Source organism: Catellatospora tritici (genome assembly GCF_019083965.1).
GTDB lineage: Bacteria > Actinomycetota > Actinomycetes > Mycobacteriales > Micromonosporaceae > Catellatospora > Catellatospora tritici.
This window is the reverse complement of record NZ_JAHRCY010000001.1, coordinates 801403-820398: the sequence shown is the minus strand read 5'-3', so window position 1 is coordinate 820398 and position 18996 is coordinate 801403. Positions and strand designations below refer to the sequence as shown.

Below are 18996 nucleotides of genomic sequence, written 5' to 3'. Positions count from 1 at the left end.
AAGTGTGACACTGCGCGCACGGCTCACCACCGCCTTCCTGGCCGTGGTCCTCAGTCCCGTCCTGCTCGGCGCCTTCTTCGTCGGCACGACCGTCAGCACCGTCTCGCACGAGCGGGCCGACGAGCGGCTGTCGGTGGCCTCCGGCGCCGTGCGCACCGCTGTCGGCGCGCTGTGCGGACAGCTGCGCGCCGTCGCCGAAGCCGTCGCCGCCGCCCCCGCCGACCGCCGGATGGCCGTCGCCGAGCACCTGGTCGGCACCGGGCTGGCCGCGGGCGTCCACCTTGACGGCGGGACCAGCGGTGACACCACCCGGCAGGCCCCGCCGCCGCCGTGGGCCGACTGCGCCGGGCCCGATCCGCAGGTGCGCCCCGACCTCGTCTCCGGTTACGAGGCGCTGTCGGCGCGGGTGCCGCTGCCGGGCAAGAACGGCGGCACGGTCGCCGCCGCCGTCACCGTCGACGCCGACCTGATCCAGCGCCTGGCCCAGGCCAGCGGCGCGCAGCTGACCCTGCTGCCCGGCACCGGCCAGCCCGCCGCCGCCCGCCCCGACGGGACGGTCCAGGTCGACGACCCGGCCGTCTCGGGCGACGCCGCCGAGGAAGACGTCGCCGCCGAGGCCGAGGCCCAGACCGGCCCGAACACGCCGACGAGCGAGGGCGCGCAGGGCGCGGGCACCCCTGGCGACGACGCCCAGGCGAACGGCGTCCAGGGCGACGCCCAGGCGAACAGCGTCCAGGGCGACGCCCAGGCGAACAGCGTCCAGGGCGACGCCCAGGCGAACAGCGGCCTAGTCGACGGCGCACCGGCCGACGGCGCACCGGCCGACGCTGGACAGGCGGACGCCGCGCAGGACGGCGGCGCGCAGCCGGGTGGCGAGACGCTCGACGGTCTGCCGACCGGCGCGGGTCCGCTGACCGGCCCAGACCAGGCCGGGGCGGAGCCCGACGGGGCGGCGGACGCGACCGCCGGGCAGGCCGGGGGCACCGTGGACGCGCAGGCGGTCGCGCCGGGCGCCGACGAGGCCACCGACCCCGCCGACGACGGGCAGGCCGTCGCACTGGACCCGGCGCCACAGCAGACCGACAGCGGCACCGCCGCCGCCGTTCACACGACCGTCGACGGCGCCGATGCCGCCGCCGTGACCGGGCTGGCGCGGGCGCTGAGCGACGGAGCGATCGCCACCGCCCCCAACGGCCACCTGGTGACCCGGCTCGGGCCGGTCGCCGGGGAGCCGCTGCCGCTGGCCGTGTCGCTGCCCGCCCGCCCGCCGACCGGCATGTACGTGCTGCTCGTCGGCGTGGTGCTGCTGACCGCGGTGATGGCCGTGACCGTCGCCTGGTGGCTGGCGCGGACCGCGACCAGTCCAGTGGTCGAGTTGGCGGCCGCGGCAGACCGGGTCGCGGGCGGCGACCTGGAGGCCCGGGTGCCGGTACGTGGTGACGACGAGCTGGGCCGACTGGCCATCGCGTTCAACCACATGACCCGCGAGCTGCAGACCTACGTGGCGGCGCTGACGGCCAGCCGCGACCAGTTGCGCGGGCACTTGGGCGTGCTCGGCGACACCCTGGCGGGCACGCACGACCTCGACCGGATCCTGCGGGTGATCCTGCAGACGGCCCGGCACGCCACCGGCGCCTCGGCGGGTGTGGTGCTGCTGGCCGACCCGGCCACCGGGGCGTTGATCGGCCAGTGCACCGAGGGCCTGGACGAGACGTGGACGACCGGTGAGCGGGGGACCCTGCGGGTGCCGTACGGCACGGGCCTGACCGGCTCCGTCGCCGCCACCGGCGTGCCGCGTATCGGCCGGGTCGAGCGCGACGGCCCGCGCCTGGACTCGGGCGAGCCGGGCTGCCGCACGTACGTGGTGGTGCCGTTCTCGGCGCCGAGCCTGGTCGACAGCTACCTGCCGCCGGGGACGCTGCCCGGGGCGCGCGGGGTGCTGGCCCTCTACGACCGGCTGGGCCGCGACGAGTTCGACGACGCCGACCTGGTCACCCTGCGCACCTTCGCCGGGCAGGCCGCGGTCGCCGTCGACAACGTACGCGTGCACGAGGAGGCCCAGCGACTGTCGGTCACCGACCCGCTGACCGGCCTGTTCAACTACCGCTCGCTGCGTGACTCGCTGCGCCGCGAGTCCGAGCGGGCGGCCCGCTTCGGCCGCCGCCTGTGCGTGCTGGCGCTGGACCTCGACCGGTTCAAGGAGATCAACGACAGCTACGGTCACGCCGCCGGGGACGCCGTGCTCGCCGAGTTCGCCCAGCGCATCCGGTACGAGATCCGCGAGGTCGATGTGGCGTTCCGGCACGGCGGCGAGGAGTTCGTGATCCTGCTGCCGGAGACCGACGAGGTCGGCGGCATCGCCGTCGCCGAGCGGCTGTGCGAGGCCGTCCGTCGGGAACCGATCGTCGTGCCCTCCCGCGACGGCGCCGAGGACCTGTTCGTCAACGTGACCGTCTCGATCGGTCTGGCGGTGCTGCCCGACCACGGGCAGCACGGTGCCACGGTGCTCCAGGCAGCCGACGACGCCCTGTACGCGGCCAAGGCGGCCGGGCGTGACACGTTCCAGGTCGCCGTTGTGGGCAGCGTTCTCTGCCCATCCGGCGGCGCGTCGAGCAGCCCACAAGCCCCCAGGCAGGCTCGGGGCCGTTAGTCTCGCGACATGTCGGAGCACACCCCCAAGGCGCAGCCTTCGCAAGCAACTGTCCGTGGACCACGGGCCACCAAGGCGGTCATTCCCGCGGCGGGCCTGGCCACGCGGTTCCTGCCCGCCACCAAGGCGGTGCCCAAGGAGCTGCTGCCGGTCGTGGACCGGCCCGTGCTGCAGTACATCGTGGAAGAGGCGTCGCGGTCCGGGATCAAGGACGTTCTGCTCATCACCGGGCGTGGGAAGACCAGCATGGTCGACCACTTCGACCGCCAGCCGTACCTGGAGTCGCGGCTGGAGGCCAAGGGCGACCTGGAGCGCCTCGCGGCGGTGCGCAACACCTCCGAGCTGGCCGAGATCTACACCTGCCGCCAGGGCGAGCCGCTGGGCTTGGGCCACGCCGTGTCCTATGCCGAGTCGCACGTCGGTGACGCGCCGTTCGCGGTGCTCCTCGGCGACGAGTTCACCGCCGAGGACGACCCGCTGCTGCCGCAGATGCTCGACCTGCAGGCCCGCACCGGCGGCATCGTGCTCGCCTTCATCGAGGTCCCCGACGAGGAGGTCAACCGGTACGGCATCGCCTCGGTGGACCCGGCGGAGCCGGAGCTGGCGGATGTGGAGAACGTGGTCCGGGTGACCGGACTGGTCGAGAAGCCCGCCCGGGACCAGGCCCCGAGCAACCTCGCCGTGGTCGGCCGGTACGTGCTGCCCGGCACGATCTTCGGGGCGATCCACCGCACCAAGCCCGGCAGCGGCGGCGAGATCCAGCTGACCGACGCGATGGCGCTGCTGCTGGCCGAGGGCACGCCGGTGCACGGCATCGTGTACCGGGGCGTGCGCTACGACACCGGCATGCCGCTGGGGTACCTGCAGGCTGTCGTACAGCTGGCCAGCCAGCGGACCGACCTCGGCCCGCAGTTCAAGGAATGGCTGAAGGCCTTCGTGGCCGAACTGGACGGGCCCGCGGGGGCAGCCTGACATGACCGCCACGGTCAGGTCCAGTTCGGACCACCTCGACCCGGTTCCTGAGGGCGAGCTGACGCCACTCGCCGACTACCTGGGCAGCGTGCTGCGCAGGTTGCGCGCGTTGCCGGCGTTGGATCTGGACCTGACCCAGGCGCACGGCAACGTGCTCGCCGACAACGTGGTGGCCACGCACCCCTATCCGGCCTTCGACCACGCCGCGATCGACGGCTACGCGGCCCGGTCCGAGGACGTCGCGGTGGCCGCGCCCGGCCGCCCGGCCCGGCTCAACGTCGTAGGCGACCTGGCCGCCTCCAGCTGGCGCCCGGCCCGGCTCACGCCGGGGGCCTGCTTCTCGGTCGCCGCCGGGGCCGCGCTGCCGCAGGCCGCCGACGTGGTGGTGCCGATCCGGTGGACCGACGAGGGCATGGCCGCCGTCGAGGTGCACCGGCCGGTCAAGCGCGGCTTCGGCGTACGGCGGGCCGGTGAGATCGTGGCCGAGGGCGCGGTCCTGGCCCGCGCGGGCACCACGGTGACCCCGGCCCTGGTCGGGGCGCTGGCCGCCAGCGGTATCGGCCACGTCGTGGTGCGCCCCAGCCCGCGCGTCGTGATCGTCTCCACCGGCGACGAGCTGGTCGAGGCGGGGCGGTTGTCGCAGCCCGGCCAGGTCGTCGACGTCAACTCGCACGCGCTCACGGCGGCCACCGCTGAGGCGGGCGCCCACGCGTACCGCGTCGGGATCTGCGACGACGACCCGGAGGCGCTGCGCGCGCTGCTGGAGGACCAGACGCTGCGCGCCGACCTGATCATCACCACCGGCGGCTCCGGCACCGGCCCCGGCGACATGGTGCGGCGCATCCTGTCCCGCCGCGACGGCAGCCGGGCCGGGATGGTCACCTTCACCGACGTGTCGCTGTATCCCTGCGGCACCCTGGGCTTCGGCACCGTCGGCAGCGCCGAGGAGGTGCCGATCGTGTGCCTGCCCGGCGACCCGGGTGCGGCGCTGATCGGCTTCGAGGTGCTGGCCCGGCCGGTGATCCAGGTGCTCGCCGGCGCCGAACCCGTCTTCCGCCCGTCGGTACGCGGCCACCTGCTGGAGACCGTCTCGTCACCGGGCGGGCTGCGCGAGTTCCGCCCCGCGCTGGTGGCCGAGCGTCGGGGCGGCGGCTACACGGTGCAGCCGCTGCCGGGCGGCCCCCGTACGCTGGCGGGTATGGCGGAGGCGAACGGACTGCTGGTTCTCGGCGAACGGGTGACCACGGCGGCAGCGGGTTCCACGGTGGACGTGCTGCTGCTGGACCGGCGGCGATGAACATCGGCTTTCCCGCCGTCCTCACCGAGGGCGATGTCGTGCTGCGCCCGTACCGACGTGCGGATCTGCGGCAGTGGGTCGAGGTGCGGGCGTACAACGAGACCTGGCTGCGGCAGTGGGAGGCGACCCCGCCCGCGAGCTGGGCCGAACTGAACTCGCCGACCGCCTTCCGGCTGATCCGCAGGGCCATGCGCCGCGCCGCCAAGGAGGGCGAGTCGATGCCGTTCGCGATCTGCCTGCGCGACGGCGGCCGCGAGCGCCTGGTCGGACACATCAACCTCGGCAGCATCGTGCGCCGCGCCTTCTCCTCGGCCTACTGCGGCTACTGGATCGACTCGCGGGTGGCCGGGCGCGGCATCATGCCGACCGCGCTGGCGCTCGTCGTCGACCACGCGTTCGGCCCCGGGCGGCTGCACCGGGTGGAGGTCAACATCCGCCCCGAGAACAAGCCGAGCCGCCGGGTGGTGGAGAAGCTCGGCTTCCGGGAAGAGGGCTACCACCCGCACTACATGTTCATCGACGGTGCCTGGCGCGATCACATCGGATACGCGCTGACCTGGGAGGACGTTGTCGCCGAGGGTGGGCTGCTGGCCCGTTGGCGGCGGCGGCACGGCTGATTTGGCCTCATCTTCGACCGGTGTGGCGTTGCGCAATCATGTGATCACGCCCGTAGGCTCGCCTGACTGAAGTCTTACGGCGGCCGATGCGAAGGCGCCGTAACTAGGTGACGGGAGGGGTGAGGGTGCCGACCTCGGTGCTCCTCGCCGTCCTCGCCGCTGCGGGCCTGCTCGCCCTCGCCCCGGCGCTGGTGCGCCGGTACGACGCCACCGAGCGGCTGGTGGCGGAGCGGGCGATCTCGACCGCGCGGGTGCTGTCGCGCCGGCGCCGCCGTCGTACTGTCCCGGGTCGCCGCCCGGTCAACCCGCCGCGGGCGCTGACCGCCATGCCCGTCTCCGCGCCGCCCGCCTCGGCCCCGCCCGCCTCCGCACCCGGCAAGCGGCGCAACCCGCTGCGACTGGTCGCACCGGGCGAGCGGACCAAGCGCCGGGCCCCGCGCCGCCGCCACCGGCCCGCCGTCTACCGGCGTCGCCGCCTGCTGGCCGGACTGGTCCTGCTCAACCTGGTCCAGCTCGCCGGGGTGGCGCTGGTCAGCCCCGGGTTCCTCATCAGCCTCGCGGTGACCGGCTCGCTACTGCTGCTGTACGTCGCCCACCTGCGCGGGCAGGCACTGCGCACCGCCCGGCGCCGCCGCGCCGAGGAACGGCAGGCCGCCTGGCTGGCCGAGCAGCAGGCCCAGGTGCGGCTGGCCCAGCACCGCCGCGCCGAAGCCCGCCGCGAAGCCGCCCGTCTGCTCCAGGAGGAGCTGCTGCGCGCCCAGGAGGCCCTGGCCGAGCTGCAGGCTCGGGCCGACTCGCTGGCCGCGGAGGAGGCGGCGGCGATTCCGGCACCACCCAGGGTCGCCACCATCTCCTACGGCCGCCGCGCGGGCGTCCGCGGCCGCCCGTACCACGCAGGCCCCGCCGCCTGACCTCTTGAGGTAAGGAAGGGCCCCCTCTTATCGCTTTCCGTAGTAGAAGGGCCCCTTGTTAACCCGCCCAGCTCGCCTTGCCTGGCCAGCGTCATGGCGGCGGATCGTGGTGATGGTCGACACGGCGGGGTGCGATTAGCGCGCGCCGGTCAGACCTGCTAACCTTGGCCGGTCCGTTCAACCGGACGACCTTCGGGGACGTGGCGCAGCCCGGTAGCGCACCTCGTTCGCATCGAGGGGGTCAGGGGTTCGAATCCCCTCGTCTCCACCCGAAAGCACGGCCGCCTTCCAGCTGGAAGGCGGCCGTTGCCGTTTCAGTGGGCAGGCGCGGCACCGATCGTTCGGTGGCCGCCGGATACGGACGTTCGGTGGCCGTCGGCTACGGAACGGTCCCATCTCGCGACAGATAGCGGCGGAACGTGAACCCATCGCCACTCAACGTGGACTTCATTGACACGGATCGCGAACCCAACGGCACGACGTGTGACTCGTTGGATACTCCCCGCGAAGGCGGGCCGCCCAGAGACTGTTGCGATGACTTACGAAGCTCACCTCTCGCCGCCCCCAGCGCGCGGTACGAAGCGCGGCAAGAACGAGGCGGTGGACGCGTTCGGTGGTGTCGTCGGCGTCATCCTGCTCGGCGTGGTCGGCACGGCCATGCTCCTGGGCTGCGGGGCCGGGTCGTCGTCCGCTGACGCTTCGCCCTCACCTGCCCGGGAGGCCGCGATGGCGAACGCCGCCCCGAGCCCGAAGCCGACCCCGGCGACGCGCACGAAGCTGGTGACCGTGACGCAGTCCATCCCGTACCCGGTGAAGAAGGTGAACGACTCGTCGCTGGCGAAGGGGACCACCAGGGTCAAGACGGCGGGCGTCAACGGGGTGAAGACCCTCACCTACGAGGTGACGCTGGTCGACGGCGTGGAGTCCGGCCGTTCGCTGGTGAAAGAGGCGGTCACCAAGGCGCCGGTGACCAAGGTGATCCTGGTGGGCACGAAGCAGACGTCCACCACCACCCGCAAGTGCGACCCGAACTACTCCGGTTGCGTGCCCATCGCCTCGGATGTGGACTGCGCCGGTGGCAGCGGCAACGGTCCGGCGTACGTGCAGGGGCCAGTAAGGATCATTGGTCGGGACATCTACGACCTCGATGGCAACGACAATGACGGCATCGGCTGCGAATAGTGGCGAAGTGGCGCCGGGCCCTTCACGCGGGGCCCGGCGTCGACTCGTGCGCGGTAGGAAGCCCGCCCGCTACCGCCTTGACGGGGTCGGAAGCATGCCGTGCCGCGCGCCGGGGCAGGTGTGTGATCGCGGTGAACAGGTAGCTGCTCGTCAGGGCATGCCGAGGGTCAGCGCGGGCCAGCCGGGGCCGAAGTTTTCCCGACCGACCATCGCGTGACCGGCGACGTCGAGGCCGAACAGGGCGGACAAGCCGACCGCCGCGGCGGGTAGGCGGGCGCGCACCCTGCCCCGGGTCCAGGTGACCATGGCGACCGCGGCGGCGACAATCGGCGCGGTGCCGAGGTCACGCCAGAGGTCGGACCCGCTCGAACCCAGCCCGACCAGGCGCAGCATCAGCGCCCAGAGCAGCATCAGCGTGGCGAAGAGGATGACGAACTGCCAGGGCCGCGATTCGGCAGGATGGCACGAAACGAGCGGGGCCGGGCGTACGGGGGTTCTACCCCGCTCGCCCGGCCCCGCGACGGATCCGGTCAGATCCAGAGGTTGCCCAGGAACATGCGTCTGCTCCAGTCGGCGTACGGGATCGAGTCGCCCGCGAAGACCGGGTAGAAGTACGCGAACATGACCACCACCATCAGCACGAACGCACCCGCGAAGATCGAGGCGACCAGTTGCCGGTTCTCGTTCTGCGGCACGCCCGGCGGGGAGTTGATGGCGCACCCGAGCACGAACACCAGCGCGAGGATCAGGAACGGCTCGGCCGGGGCGGCGTAGAAGAAGAACATCGTCCGGCCGGGGAAGAAGAACCACGGCACCAGCGCGGCGGCGCACATGGCCAGGATCGCCCCGGCCCGCCAGTCGCGGCGGGCGAAGCCGAACCAGGTCGCGGCGATCAGGGCGGGCAGGAACGCCCACCACAGCAGCGGCGTACCCAGCAGCAGGACCTCGCGGGCACACTGGCTGGCGCCGCAGGGCGCGTCGCCGGACCAGTAGAACGCGACCGGGCGGCCCAGCAGCAGCCACTGGATCGGTGCCCAGTGACTGGCCGACTGGTACGTGTGCTCGGCGGTGAGGCCCTTGTGGAAGTTGTACGCCTCGCGGTGGTAGTGCCACAGGTTCTGCAGCGCGCCGATGAACGGCGGCTCGCTCTCGCCCGTGTCGCGCAGCCAGTGGCGGTAGTAGCCGCCGTCGGTGAGCAGCCAGCCGCTCCACGTCGACAGGTACACCACGAACATGATCGGGGCGCAGGCGAGGATCCACAGGAACTCGTCGAGGACGGCGTCGCGGATCGGGTGCTCGACGCCGGCGGTGCGGCGTACGCCGACCTCCCACCACATGATCAGGAGGACGAACACCGGGATGAACGCGAGCGCGCTCCACTTGACCGCCAGCGCGCAGCCCAGCAGGACCGCGGCGACCAGGCGCCACCACGGCACTTCGAACGGCGGGCGGCTGTCGCGGCCGCGTCCGGTCGGGTCGCCGCCGGACTCGATGAACCGCAGCCAGCGCTTACGCCGGGCGTCGCGGTCGAGCACGATCGCACCGAACGCGGCCAGGATGAAGAACATCAGGAAGATGTCGAGCAGCGCGGCGCGCGACAGCACGAAGTGCATGCCGTCGAAGGTCATCAGGATGCCCGCGGCGCAGGCCAGCACGGTCGAGGCGAACAGCCGCTGCGCGATCCGGATGACCATCAGCACCGAGATGGTGCCCACGATCGCCGCGCTGATGCGCCAGCCCGACTCGGTATAGCCGAAGCCAGGCAGGTGCTCACCCAGTGCGATGATCCACTTGCCCAGCGGCGGGTGCACCACGTAACCGGCGGAGTTGTTGTTCTGGTCCCACTCGAACCCCTTCTCCCACAGCCAGTGGGCGTCGGTGGCGTAGTAGGTCTCGTCGAAGATCTTCCCCGGTGGAGAGGCCAGGTGGTATAGCCGCAGCGCGAACGCGATGACGGTGATCGCGATCGCGGCCAGCCACGCGTATGGATCCAGGCGCTGGTCGATGGGCACGAGCCGACGCCGGATCGCGGCCACCACGTGCTGGGGCTGCGCCGAGGGTGTGGGCGCCTGCTGGGGCGCCGTCGCCGTCTGGGTCACGCCATGGATCGTAGGCTGAAAAGCTCGGAAACGGCTCACCCCGTTCACGGGTTGGCATCGGCGGAATTCGCGAAGGTGGGACAGATGACGCAGGTCACGGGTTTGGTGCTGTGTGGCGCACCGTTGGGCAACCCGGGCGACGCCTCGCCGCGGCTGCGTCAGGCGCTGGCCGAGGCGGACATCGTCGCCGCCGAGGACACCCGACGGCTGCTGCGGCTGGCCCGGGACCTGGATGTGGTCGTGCCCGGGAAGATCGTTTCGTATTTCGAGGGCAACGAGGAGCGGCGTACGCCCGACCTGGTCGCGGCGATGGTCGACGGGCAGCGGGTGGCCCTGGTGACCGACGGCGGCATGCCCAGCGTCAGTGACCCGGGTTATCGCCTGGTCGCGGCGGCGCTGGCGGCCGGGCTGCCGGTGACGTGCGCGCCGGGGCCCAGCGCGGTCACCACGGCGCTGGCGCTGTCGGGGCTGCCGTGCGACCGGTTCTGCTTCGAGGGGTTCCTGCCCCGCAAGGGCGGCGACCGGCGCGCCCGGCTGGCCGAGCTCGCCACCGAGCCCCGCACGCTGGTCTTCTTCGAGTCCACGCACCGCATCGCGGAGACGCTGGCCGATCTGGTGGCCGCGTTCGGCGGCACGCGACGGGCGGCGCTGTGCCGCGAGCTGACCAAGACGTACGAGGAGGTCCGCCGCGCCACCCTGGCCGAACTGGTCGAGGTCGAGGAGCTGCGGGGCGAGATCACGCTGGTGGTGGCCGGTGCCGATGCGACCCCGGCGCAGCGGCCCGCCGACGACGAGCTGTTGGCCGAGGTGGCGGCCCGGGTGGCCGAGGGGATGTCCCGGCGCGATGCCGCCGCCGCCGTCGCCGCCGCGCACGGCCTGCCCAAGCGCGAGGTGTACAACCTGCGCTGAGCGCGCTGGGCCTTCCCGACAGTTAAGAAGGGCACCTTCTACATCGCAAAGCGATAAGAAGGTGCCCTTCCGTACCCCCGGAGGGGTTAGAAGGTGGCGGCGAGGAAGCCGATGGAGACCAGCAACGGCCCCGCGAAGCTCAACCCCACCGCCGCCAGCCGCTCGCGCCGCTCCGGCAGGCGCAGCGCGCCGGTGGCGAACACGATCCCGATCGAGCAGAGCAGCACCGCCACCAGCCCGACCAGCCAGCGCAGGTAGAGGCCGCCGGTGCCGTTGGCGACGTACGCGCGGGTGCTGCGCGGTCCGACCATGCGCGCCGGGGCGCTGAGGCCCTCGGCCTGGCCGGGCGGGCCGAACACGTCCACGTCGGCCGCGCTGAACCCGGCCGAGCTGAACTCGCCCACGCAGCTCTGCAGCATGCCCTGACCGGAGCAGGCGGTGATGGTCAGCGTGCCCACCCGCCCGTGGCCCAGCGACAGCCACAGCGGCTCGGCGCTGACCCAGCTGAAGAAGCCCCCGACCAGTGCGAGCAGGACCAGCAGTGGCAGGGCCACGCCCAGTTTGCGCGGCGGCTTCGGTGCCCGTACCGGTCGTTTGGGCGGTGGCTCGGTCCAGCCGGGGCGGGCGCCGTGCAGCCGCGGGTCGAGCCACGCGTCGCGCGGCACCTCCTGCGTCGGCATGCTGAACGTCTCGGTCGGCACCAGCGCCGCCGGCGGTGAGTACGGCGGTTCGGGCACGGCGGGCGGCTCGGGGGCGCGGCGGCGCCCGACGTGCTCGGCGGGCGCCGCGAGCACATCGGTGGGGGTACGCGGACCGGTGCCGTCGAGCTCGACCGGACCCTCGATCGGCTCGGGGTCCGGCGCGCTGTGCGCGGGCTGGACCAGCCGGGCCGGTCGCTGCCAGTACGCCTGCTCGGGGTCTTCGACCAGGGCGGGCGGCTGCGGGGTCAGGCGTAGTGGCTGGGATGGCTCGCCCAGCCACGAGGGGGTCAGATCGAACGGGGACGGGTCGGGGTCGGGGTCGGGCGCGACCCACGGGACCGGCTCGGCCAGGCCGATGTCGACTTTCTCGACGTTATCCCTCATAGATGGTCATTTCACCCTAGTCAGCCCGCTGACGAGGGGATTTGCGACGCGTGTCGCCGGAGGTCGTAACCGGTTCGCAGACCGGGCACGCTCTTCACTACGCTGTTTTCCCATGAGCCACGTTCTCGCCGCGGTCGCCTGGCCCTATGCCAACGGCCCGCGCCACATCGGTCATGTCTCCGGATTCGGGGTGCCCTCCGACGTCTTCAGTCGGTACATGCGGATGGCCGGCCACGACGTGCTCATGGTGTCGGGCACCGACGAGCACGGCACGCCGATCCAGGTCCAGGCCGACGCCGAGGGGATCACCCCGCGCGAGGCCGTGGACAAGTACAACCGCATGATCGTCGAGGATCTGCACGGGCTGGGCCTGGCCTACGACCTGTTCACCCGAACCACCACCGGCAACCACTACGCGGTGGTGCAGGAGCTGTTCACCGCGCTCTACGCCAACGGGTACGTCATCGCCAAGACCACCCAGGCGGCCGTGTCGCCGTCGACCGGCCGGGGCCTGCCCGACCGGTACATCGAGGGCACCTGCCCGCACTGCGGCTACACCAGCGCCCGCGGCGACCAGTGTGACAACTGCGGCCACCAGCTCGACCCGATCGACCTGATCGACCCCAAGTCGAAGATCAACGGCGAGACGCCGCGGTTCATCGACACCGAGCACTACTTCCTGGACCTGTCGGCGTTCGCCGAGGCGCTGGGCACCTGGCTGGACAGCCGCGACGGCTGGCGGCCGAACGTGCTCAAGTTCTCCCGCAACCTGGTCGACGACCTGCGCCCCCGGCCGATCACCCGGGACCTGGAGTGGGGTGTGCCGATCCCGCAGGAGGGCTGGGACACCAAGCGCTTCTACGTGTGGTTCGACGCGGTCATCGGCTACCTGTCCGCCTCGATCGAGTGGGCCCGCCGCACCGGCGACCCGCAGGCGTGGCGGCAGTGGTGGCAGACGCCCGAGTCCCGGTCGTACTACTTCATGGGCAAGGACAACATCGTCTTCCACTCGCTGATCTGGCCGTCGATGCTGCTCGGCTACAGCGGCCAGGGCGACAAGGGCGGCAAGCCGGGCGAGCTGGGCGAGCTGAACCTGCCCACCGAGGTCGTCTCCAGCGAGTACCTGACCATGGAGGGCAAGAAGTTCTCCTCCTCGCGCCGCATCGTCATCTACGTGCGCGACTTCCTGGAGCGCTACGACGCCGACGCGCTGCGGTACTTCATCGCCGTGGCCGGGCCGGAGACCACCGACACCGACTTCACCTGGTCGGAGTTCCTGCGCCGCAACAACGACGAGCTGGTCGCGGGCTGGGGCAACCTGGTCAACCGCACCATCTCGATGGCGGCCAAGAACTTCGGCGGCGTGCCGACGCCGGGTGAGCTGACCGACGCCGACCGGGAGCTGCTGGCGACCGTGCGCGGCGGGTTCGAGTCGGTCGGCGGCCTGATCGAGCACCACAAGCAGAAGGCCGCCATCAACGAGGCGATGCGGATCGTCGGCGAGGTCAACAAGTACCTGTCCGACCAGTCGCCGTGGAAGCTCAAGGGCGAGGACGAGCGGCCGCGCCTGGCCACCATCCTGCACACCGCGCTGCAGGCCGTGGTCGACTGCAACACGCTGCTCACGCCGTACCTGCCGCACTCCGCGCAGAAGATCCACGAGCTGCTCGGCGGGCAGGGTGTGCACGCGCCCATGCCGCGCATCGAGGAGGTGTCCGATCTCGACGGCGGACCGGACTACCCGATCCTGACCGGCGACTACACCGTCGGCGCGAAGTGGGAGCCGCGGGCGCTGGCGCCGGGCACGCCGCTGACCGCCCCGACGCCGGTCTTCCGCAAGCTGGACCCGTCCATCGTGGAGGAGGAACTGGCCCGGCTGGAGGGCTAGAGACTCCGCAGGCTAGAAATAGCGCAGCTCCGCGTCGTGGGCGTCGGCGACCTCGGTCGTCGGCGCCCACGCCTCGTAGACGCCCCGGCGGTTGCACTGGGCGCCGAGCGTGGTCACGTTGACCGGGTCGGGCTGGCACAGCCGCACCCGCACCCAGTTGGCGTCGGCCGACAGCACGGTCACGGCCGCGCCGCGCCAGCGGGCATAGCGGGTACGGCGGCGCAGCGACTCCACCGGGTAGCGGGCCGCCCGGCTCATCGCCAGCACCCGGAACTCCTCCGGCGGGTCGGCGACCGCCTCGTACTCCTCGCCCCGGAACATGCCCACCAGGCGGCTGAACACGGCCTGGTCCCGAGGGATCGGCAGGTACTCCTGGTCGGCGCTGATCTCGCGCAGCGGGTTGAGCAGCCGCCGCCACTGCGGGCCGACCAGGCGCAGCCAGCCCCGCTGCTCGGGCTGGAACGTGTAGAGCACCACCTCGGTGCCGTCGGGCGCGTACGCCACCACCGCCGCGTGCGCGGGCAGCGGCAGGTCGGCGAAGTCGGCGGTGACCCACTCGGGAATCAGTTCGGTGCTGCTCGGGGCGAAGCCGGTGCCCAGCACGGCGGCGCCGACCCGGTCGTGCGGCGGCATCGCCACCAGCCCCGACACCGTGTCGCCGGTGGAGGGCCGGAAGTCGGCGGCGTCGATCGCCCGCCAGCGCAGCAGGTACGTGACGTCCTCGGAGGCCTCGCCGCCGAGCACCGCGAGCTCCGCGGGCGTACGCAGGTGCGCCACGTCCCACTCGCGGTAGCAGAAGCCGTGCGGCAGCCGCCCGCGCAGCAGGTCGGTGACCGAGCCCGCGGTCAGCGGCATGACCATGCGGGTGCCCTGCCGGATGACGGCGGTGGCGCGCACCGAGGCGACCACGTCGGCGGCGTGCCGGTCGCGTGGCGGGCGCTGGCTCAGCCAGTGCACCCGCTCCCAGCTGAGACTGCGCGACAGCGGCGCGCACAACTGGCTCTCCGGCATCGCCGCCGGACCCGCGCCGGTGACCTCCGACGTCGGCACGAAGCGGTGGAACGGCCAGCGGGCCGGTGACTCGATCCGCAGGAAGCCGGGCTCGGGGTGGTCGCTGAACAGCTCGTACGCGGCTCCGCCGGCCACCGGTTCGGCCGAGTACGCGCGTCCGTCCACCATGACCGCAGCCTGGCCCATGTCATTGAGGATCGTCACGAACCCCGACGCTAGTGCGGACCGGTGAGGGGGAGGTGAACAAGGTCTGAACGCGGGCTGTTTAGGTGTCGGGAAAACGTCGCCGGGCCCGGTGAGATCATGGAAACATGACCACCGCCGACCGCGCCGCCCGAGCCAAGGCCCGCACCCGGGACGACTTTCCGCCCGCCCCGGAGCCGCTGCCGCACCCGGTGCTGGACAGCCACACGCACCTGGACATCGTGTCCGCCGAGGGTGATGACCCGGTCGGCCAGATCGCCGCCGCCAATGCCGTCGGAGTGAACCGGCTGGTGCAGGTCGGCGTGGACGTGGCCTCGTCGAGGTGGGGCGTGGAGCTGGCCAACACGCAGCGCGCAGTGGTGGCCACGGTCGCCCTGCACCCCAACGAGGCGCCGAGATTATCCGATCTGGACGGTGCGCTCAAGTCGATCGAAGAGCTGGCCGAGGACCCGCGGGTACGGGGCGTCGGCGAGACCGGGCTGGACTTCTTCCGTACCGGCGAACCGGGTCTGGCCGCGCAGGAACGCAGCTTCCGCGCCCACATCGCCCTGGCCAAACGGGTCGGCAAGCCGCTGGTCATCCACGACCGCGACGCCCACGCCGACATCCTGCGGGTGCTCGACGACGAAGGCGCCCCGGAAACCGTGGTGATGCACTGCTTCTCCGGCGACGCCGCGTTCGCCGCCGAGTGCTGCCGCCGCGGCTTCACGCTGTCGTTCGCGGGCACGGTCACCTTCAAGAACGCGCCGCACCTGCGCGAGGCGGCCGCGCTCGCGCCGATCGGGCAGATCCTGGTCGAGACCGACGCGCCCTACCTGACGCCGATGCCGCACCGGGGCCGCCCCAACGCGTCCTATCTGATCCCGTTGACGGTGCGGACGCTGGCCGAGGCCAGGGGCGTGCCGCTGGCCGAGATGTGCCAGGCGATCTCCGCCAACGGCGACCGGATCTTCGGACCATGGTGACGGCGGCCGATCTCGCCTAGCCTCGGCGGGGTGACCGCCGCCACGATCCCGTCGCCGCCCGGCCTGCCGCTGCTGGGCCACCTGCTGGAGATGAACCGGGACATGCCCGGCTTCCTCGACCGCACCGCCCGCGAGCTCGGCGGCCTCAGTCGCCTGCGGATGGGTCCGATGTCGATGATCCTCGTGGCCGACCCGCAACTGGTGCACGAGATGCTGGTCAAACGCCCGCAGGACTTCGCCAAGTCGTGGCGTACCACCCGGCTGTTGCAGGGCCACGTCGGCGACGGTCTGCTCACCCGGGAGGGCACCGAGCACCGCCGCCACCGGCGCATCATGCTGCCGACCCTGCACACCCAGCGCATCGCCCGGTACGGCGAGATCATGACCGCCGAGGCGCGGCGGCTGCTCGACGGCTGGCCCGACGGCGCCCGGATCGACGTCGTCGAGGAGATGACCCAGCTGACGTTGCGCATCGTCGGGGCGTCGCTGTTCACCGTGGACGACGACGGCGACGAGGTCTTCGCCGCCGTGCACGACTTCGTCGACTCGCTCAACGCGTACCTGCTGTCCTTCGGCATCCTGCCGACCTGGCTGCCGACGAGGACGCACCGCTGGCGCAGGGCCAGCGTCGCCCGCATGGACACCATCGCGTACGACCTGATCCGGCGTCGCCGTGAGTCCGGCGCCGACAGCGCCGACCTGCTCTCGATGCTGATCAACGCCAAGGACGCCGAAGGCGGCCCCCAACTGACCGACGCCGAGATCCGCGACGAGCTGCTGACCATGTTCTTCGCCGGGCACGAGACCAGCGCCACCGCGCTCACCTGGGCCTGCTACGAGCTGGCCCGGCACCCGGAGATCGCCGACCGGCTGCGCGCCGAGCTGGTCGAGGTGCTCGGCGACCGCGAGCCGACCATGGCCGACCTGGGGCGGCTGCCGTACCTGGACCAGGTGGTCAAGGAGACGCTGCGGCGCTGGGCGCCGGTGTTCCTGCTCGACCGCAGCCCCGTCGCCCCGACCGAACTGGGCGGCTACGCGGTCAAGCCGGGCGACATCCTGTTCTTCAGCCCGTACGTGGTACACCTGGACCCCGAGTACTGGCCCGAGCCGCACGAGTTCCGGCCCGAGCGGTTCGCCGACGGGGCCCAGCCGGGCCGGGAGGCGTTCCTGCCGTTCGGCGACGGGCCGCGCCTGTGCGTCGGCAACCGCTTCGCCGAAGCCGAGATCGCCCTGGTGCTGGCCACCCTGGTGCCCCGGGTCCGGCTGGAGCTGCCCGCCGGGCACACCCTCAAGCTCCAGGGCCAGGCCACCATCCGCCCGGCCGGGGGACTGCCCATGACCGTGCGCCGATAGCCTTGACCCGTGACCGTTGAACAGGCAAGACTGCTCGGCCCCGCGGAGATCCGGGAGCTGGCGGCGCGGCTCGGAGTCGCGCCGACCAAGAAGTTCGGGCAGAACTTCCTGCACGACCCGAACACGATCCGCCGCATCGTCGCCGCCGCCGGACTCGACCCGGCCGACGTGGTCCTCGAGGTCGGGCCGGGGCTCGGCTCGCTGACGCTGGGGCTGCTGCCCGCCGCCGCGCACGTGCACGCCGTCGAGATCGATCCGCCGCTGGCCGCGGCCCTGGCGGTCACCGCCGCCGAGCGTGCCCCCGGGCTGACCGACCGGCTCAGCGTCCACAGTGGCGACGCGATGCGGGTCACCGCGGCCGAGTTCGATCCGGCGCCGACGGCCCTGGTGGCCAATCTGCCGTACAACGTGGCGGTGCCGGTGGTGCTGCACCTGCTGGCGGAGCTGCCGGGCGTACGGCACGGACTGGTCATGGTGCAGAAGGAGGTCGCCGACCGGCTCACCGCCGCCCCCGGCAGCAAGATCTACGGCGTGCCGTCGGTGAAGCTCGCCTGGTACGCCTCGTCCCGGCAGGCCGGGAAGGTGCCCCCGGCCGTGTTCTGGCCGGTGCCGAACGTGGACTCGGGGCTGGTGTCGTTCACCCGGCGGGAGCCGCCGCGCGACGACGTGGCCCGGGAGAAGGTGTTCGCGGTGGTCGACGCGGCGTTCGCGCAGCGGCGCAAGACCCTGCGGGCGGCGCTGGCCGGGTGGGCCGGGGGCGCACCCGCCGCCGAGGAGCTGCTGCGGGCCGCCGGAATCGACCCGCAGACGCGCGGCGAGCAGCTCGACGTGCACGCCTTCGCCGACCTCGCCGCTGCGAAGGGGTGAATCGGGGGCCAGTAGGCTGGGCGCGTGACTGAGGCGTGGACGCTGGGCGACGGCGATGACGATGACCTGGCCGCAGTGCCATCGGGTCCGGTGCGCGTACGCGTCCCGGCGAAGATCAACCTCCACCTCGGCGTAGGCCCGGCCCGCCCCGACGGCTACCACGAACTGCACACCGTCTACCACGCCATCTCCCTGTACGACGAGATCACCGCCCGCTCCGGCGACACCCTCAGCCTCACCATGCAGGGCGTCGGCGTCGGCGAACTGGCCCTGGACGACTCCAACCTCGTCATCAGGGCCGCCCACGCCCTGGCCGCCACCGCCAAGGTCCCCGCCCAGGCCCGGCTGCACCTGCGCAAGCAGATCCCGCTCGCGGGCGGCCTGGCGGGCGGCTCCGCCGACGCGGCCGCCACCCTCGTCGCCCTCGACGCGCTGTGGGGCACCAACCTAGGCCGCGACGAGCTGGCCCGCATCGCCGCCCAGCTCGGCTCGGACATCCCGTTCCTGCTCTACGGCGGCACCGCCCTGGGCACCGGCCGCGGCGAGGCGGTCAGCCCCGTGCTCGCCCGCGCCAACCGCTGGAGCTGGGTCGTCGCCTTCGCCGACGGCGGCCTGCTCACCCCCAAGGTGTACGGCGAACTCGACCGCCTACGCGCCGAGGGCCGCGCCCCCGCCCCGCTGGGCAGCAGCGACGACCTGCTCAGCGCGCTGCGCCAGCGCGACCCGGCGGTGCTCGCCGCCGCGCTCGGCAACGACCTGCAGGCCGCCGCGATCTCGCTGCGCCCGCAGCTGGCCGAGACGCTCGCCGTCGGCGACAAGGCCGGGGCTCTGGCCAGCCTGGTCTCCGGCAGCGGCCCCACCTGTGTGTTCCTGGCCCGTGACGACGTCCACGGCGCCGACGTCGCCGCCGCCCTGACCGAGTCGGGCCTGTGTCGCGGCGTACAGCTCGCGCACGGCCCGGTGCACGGCGCCCGGATAGGCTAGGC

General features: G+C 72.6%; 16 protein-coding genes and 1 tRNA gene. 13 read left to right on the top strand and 4 right to left on the bottom strand.

From position 1 onward, the window contains the following. Positions 1-4 precede the first annotated feature (4 nt). The 7 genes from KUA19_RS42380 (at position 5) to KUA19_RS03575 (ending at position 7629) form a co-directional block, all read left to right on the top strand. Positions 5-2650, top strand: coding sequence for a diguanylate cyclase (locus KUA19_RS42380; protein WP_308167307.1), 2646 nt, complete (start codon positions 5-7; stop codon positions 2648-2650). Between the two features lie 9 nt (positions 2651-2659). Beyond that, the gene (locus tag KUA19_RS03600) at positions 2660-3622 is read left to right on the top strand and encodes a UTP--glucose-1-phosphate uridylyltransferase (protein WP_217394573.1); all 963 of its coding nucleotides are present in this window, start codon (positions 2660-2662) and stop codon (positions 3620-3622) included. A 1-nt stretch (position 3623) separates the two neighbouring features. Further along, the gene (locus KUA19_RS03595) at positions 3624-4919 is read left to right on the top strand and encodes a molybdopterin molybdotransferase MoeA (protein WP_217394572.1); all 1296 of its coding nucleotides are present in this window, start codon (positions 3624-3626) and stop codon (positions 4917-4919) included. Beyond that, a complete protein-coding gene (locus tag KUA19_RS03590) occupies positions 4916-5536 on the top strand; it encodes a GNAT family N-acetyltransferase (RefSeq protein WP_217394571.1) in 621 nt (206 codons plus the stop codon). The genes KUA19_RS03595 and KUA19_RS03590 overlap by 4 nt, the downstream gene beginning before the upstream one ends. A gap of 119 nt (positions 5537-5655) precedes the next feature. Next, a complete protein-coding gene (gene sepX, locus KUA19_RS03585) occupies positions 5656-6447 on the top strand; it encodes a divisome protein SepX/GlpR (RefSeq protein ID WP_217394570.1) in 792 nt (263 codons plus the stop codon). 194 nt (positions 6448-6641) lie between these two features. Further along, positions 6642-6715: transfer RNA gene (locus KUA19_RS03580), tRNA-Ala, on the top strand. A 266-nt stretch (positions 6716-6981) separates the two neighbouring features. Beyond that, the gene (locus KUA19_RS03575; RefSeq protein WP_217394569.1) at positions 6982-7629 is read left to right on the top strand and encodes a G5 domain-containing protein; all 648 of its coding nucleotides are present in this window, start codon (positions 6982-6984) and stop codon (positions 7627-7629) included. A 150-nt stretch (positions 7630-7779) separates the two neighbouring features. Here KUA19_RS03575 and KUA19_RS03570 read toward each other — a convergent pair whose 3' ends face one another. Both KUA19_RS03570 and KUA19_RS03565 read right to left on the bottom strand, forming a co-directional pair. Beyond that, the gene (locus KUA19_RS03570; RefSeq protein ID WP_217394568.1) at positions 7780-8040 is read right to left on the bottom strand and encodes a hypothetical protein; all 261 of its coding nucleotides are present in this window, start codon (positions 8038-8040) and stop codon (positions 7780-7782) included. Between the two features lie 119 nt (positions 8041-8159). Further along, positions 8160-9728 carry a dolichyl-phosphate-mannose--protein mannosyltransferase gene (locus tag KUA19_RS03565; protein ID WP_308167306.1) on the bottom strand — a complete coding sequence of 523 codons (1569 nt, stop codon included), beginning with the start codon at positions 9726-9728 and terminating at the stop codon, positions 8160-8162. Positions 9729-9803: 75 nt separating this feature from the next. Here KUA19_RS03565 and rsmI point away from each other — a divergent pair, with 75 nt between their 5' ends. Beyond that, positions 9804-10637 (top strand): 16S rRNA (cytidine(1402)-2'-O)-methyltransferase, encoded by an 834-nt coding sequence (rsmI, locus tag KUA19_RS03560; protein WP_372451750.1) that lies wholly within the window; start codon positions 9804-9806, stop codon positions 10635-10637. An 86-nt stretch (positions 10638-10723) separates the two neighbouring features. Here the strand turns inward: rsmI and KUA19_RS03555 are convergent, their stop codons facing one another. After that, positions 10724-11722 carry a hypothetical protein gene (locus KUA19_RS03555; RefSeq protein ID WP_217394566.1) on the bottom strand — a complete coding sequence of 333 codons (999 nt, stop codon included), beginning with the start codon at positions 11720-11722 and terminating at the stop codon, positions 10724-10726. Between the two features lie 112 nt (positions 11723-11834). Between KUA19_RS03555 and metG the strand changes: the two genes are divergently transcribed. Next, complete coding sequence (gene metG / locus KUA19_RS03550; protein WP_217394565.1) at positions 11835-13610, top strand: methionine--tRNA ligase; 1776 nt, start codon at positions 11835-11837, stop codon at positions 13608-13610. A 12-nt stretch (positions 13611-13622) separates the two neighbouring features. Here metG and KUA19_RS03545 read toward each other — a convergent pair whose 3' ends face one another. Continuing rightward, entirely contained in the window at positions 13623-14825 is a 1203-nt protein-coding gene (locus tag KUA19_RS03545) for a hypothetical protein (RefSeq protein WP_217394564.1), read from the bottom strand. A 107-nt stretch (positions 14826-14932) separates the two neighbouring features. Here KUA19_RS03545 and KUA19_RS03540 point away from each other — a divergent pair, with 107 nt between their 5' ends. The 4 genes from KUA19_RS03540 to KUA19_RS03525 are packed head-to-tail and all read left to right on the top strand — an operon-like array spanning position 14933 to position 18994. Continuing rightward, positions 14933-15790 (top strand): TatD family hydrolase, encoded by an 858-nt coding sequence (locus KUA19_RS03540; RefSeq protein WP_217394563.1) that lies wholly within the window; start codon positions 14933-14935, stop codon positions 15788-15790. A 30-nt stretch (positions 15791-15820) separates the two neighbouring features. Beyond that, positions 15821-17143, top strand: coding sequence for a cytochrome P450 (locus KUA19_RS03535; RefSeq protein WP_217394562.1), 1323 nt, complete (start codon positions 15821-15823; stop codon positions 17141-17143). A gap of 9 nt (positions 17144-17152) precedes the next feature. Next, a complete protein-coding gene (rsmA, locus tag KUA19_RS03530; RefSeq protein ID WP_308167305.1) occupies positions 17153-18010 on the top strand; it encodes a 16S rRNA (adenine(1518)-N(6)/adenine(1519)-N(6))-dimethyltransferase RsmA in 858 nt (285 codons plus the stop codon). A 24-nt stretch (positions 18011-18034) separates the two neighbouring features. Beyond that, a complete protein-coding gene (locus tag KUA19_RS03525) occupies positions 18035-18994 on the top strand; it encodes a 4-(cytidine 5'-diphospho)-2-C-methyl-D-erythritol kinase (RefSeq protein ID WP_217394561.1) in 960 nt (319 codons plus the stop codon). Positions 18995-18996: the final 2 nt, after the last annotated feature.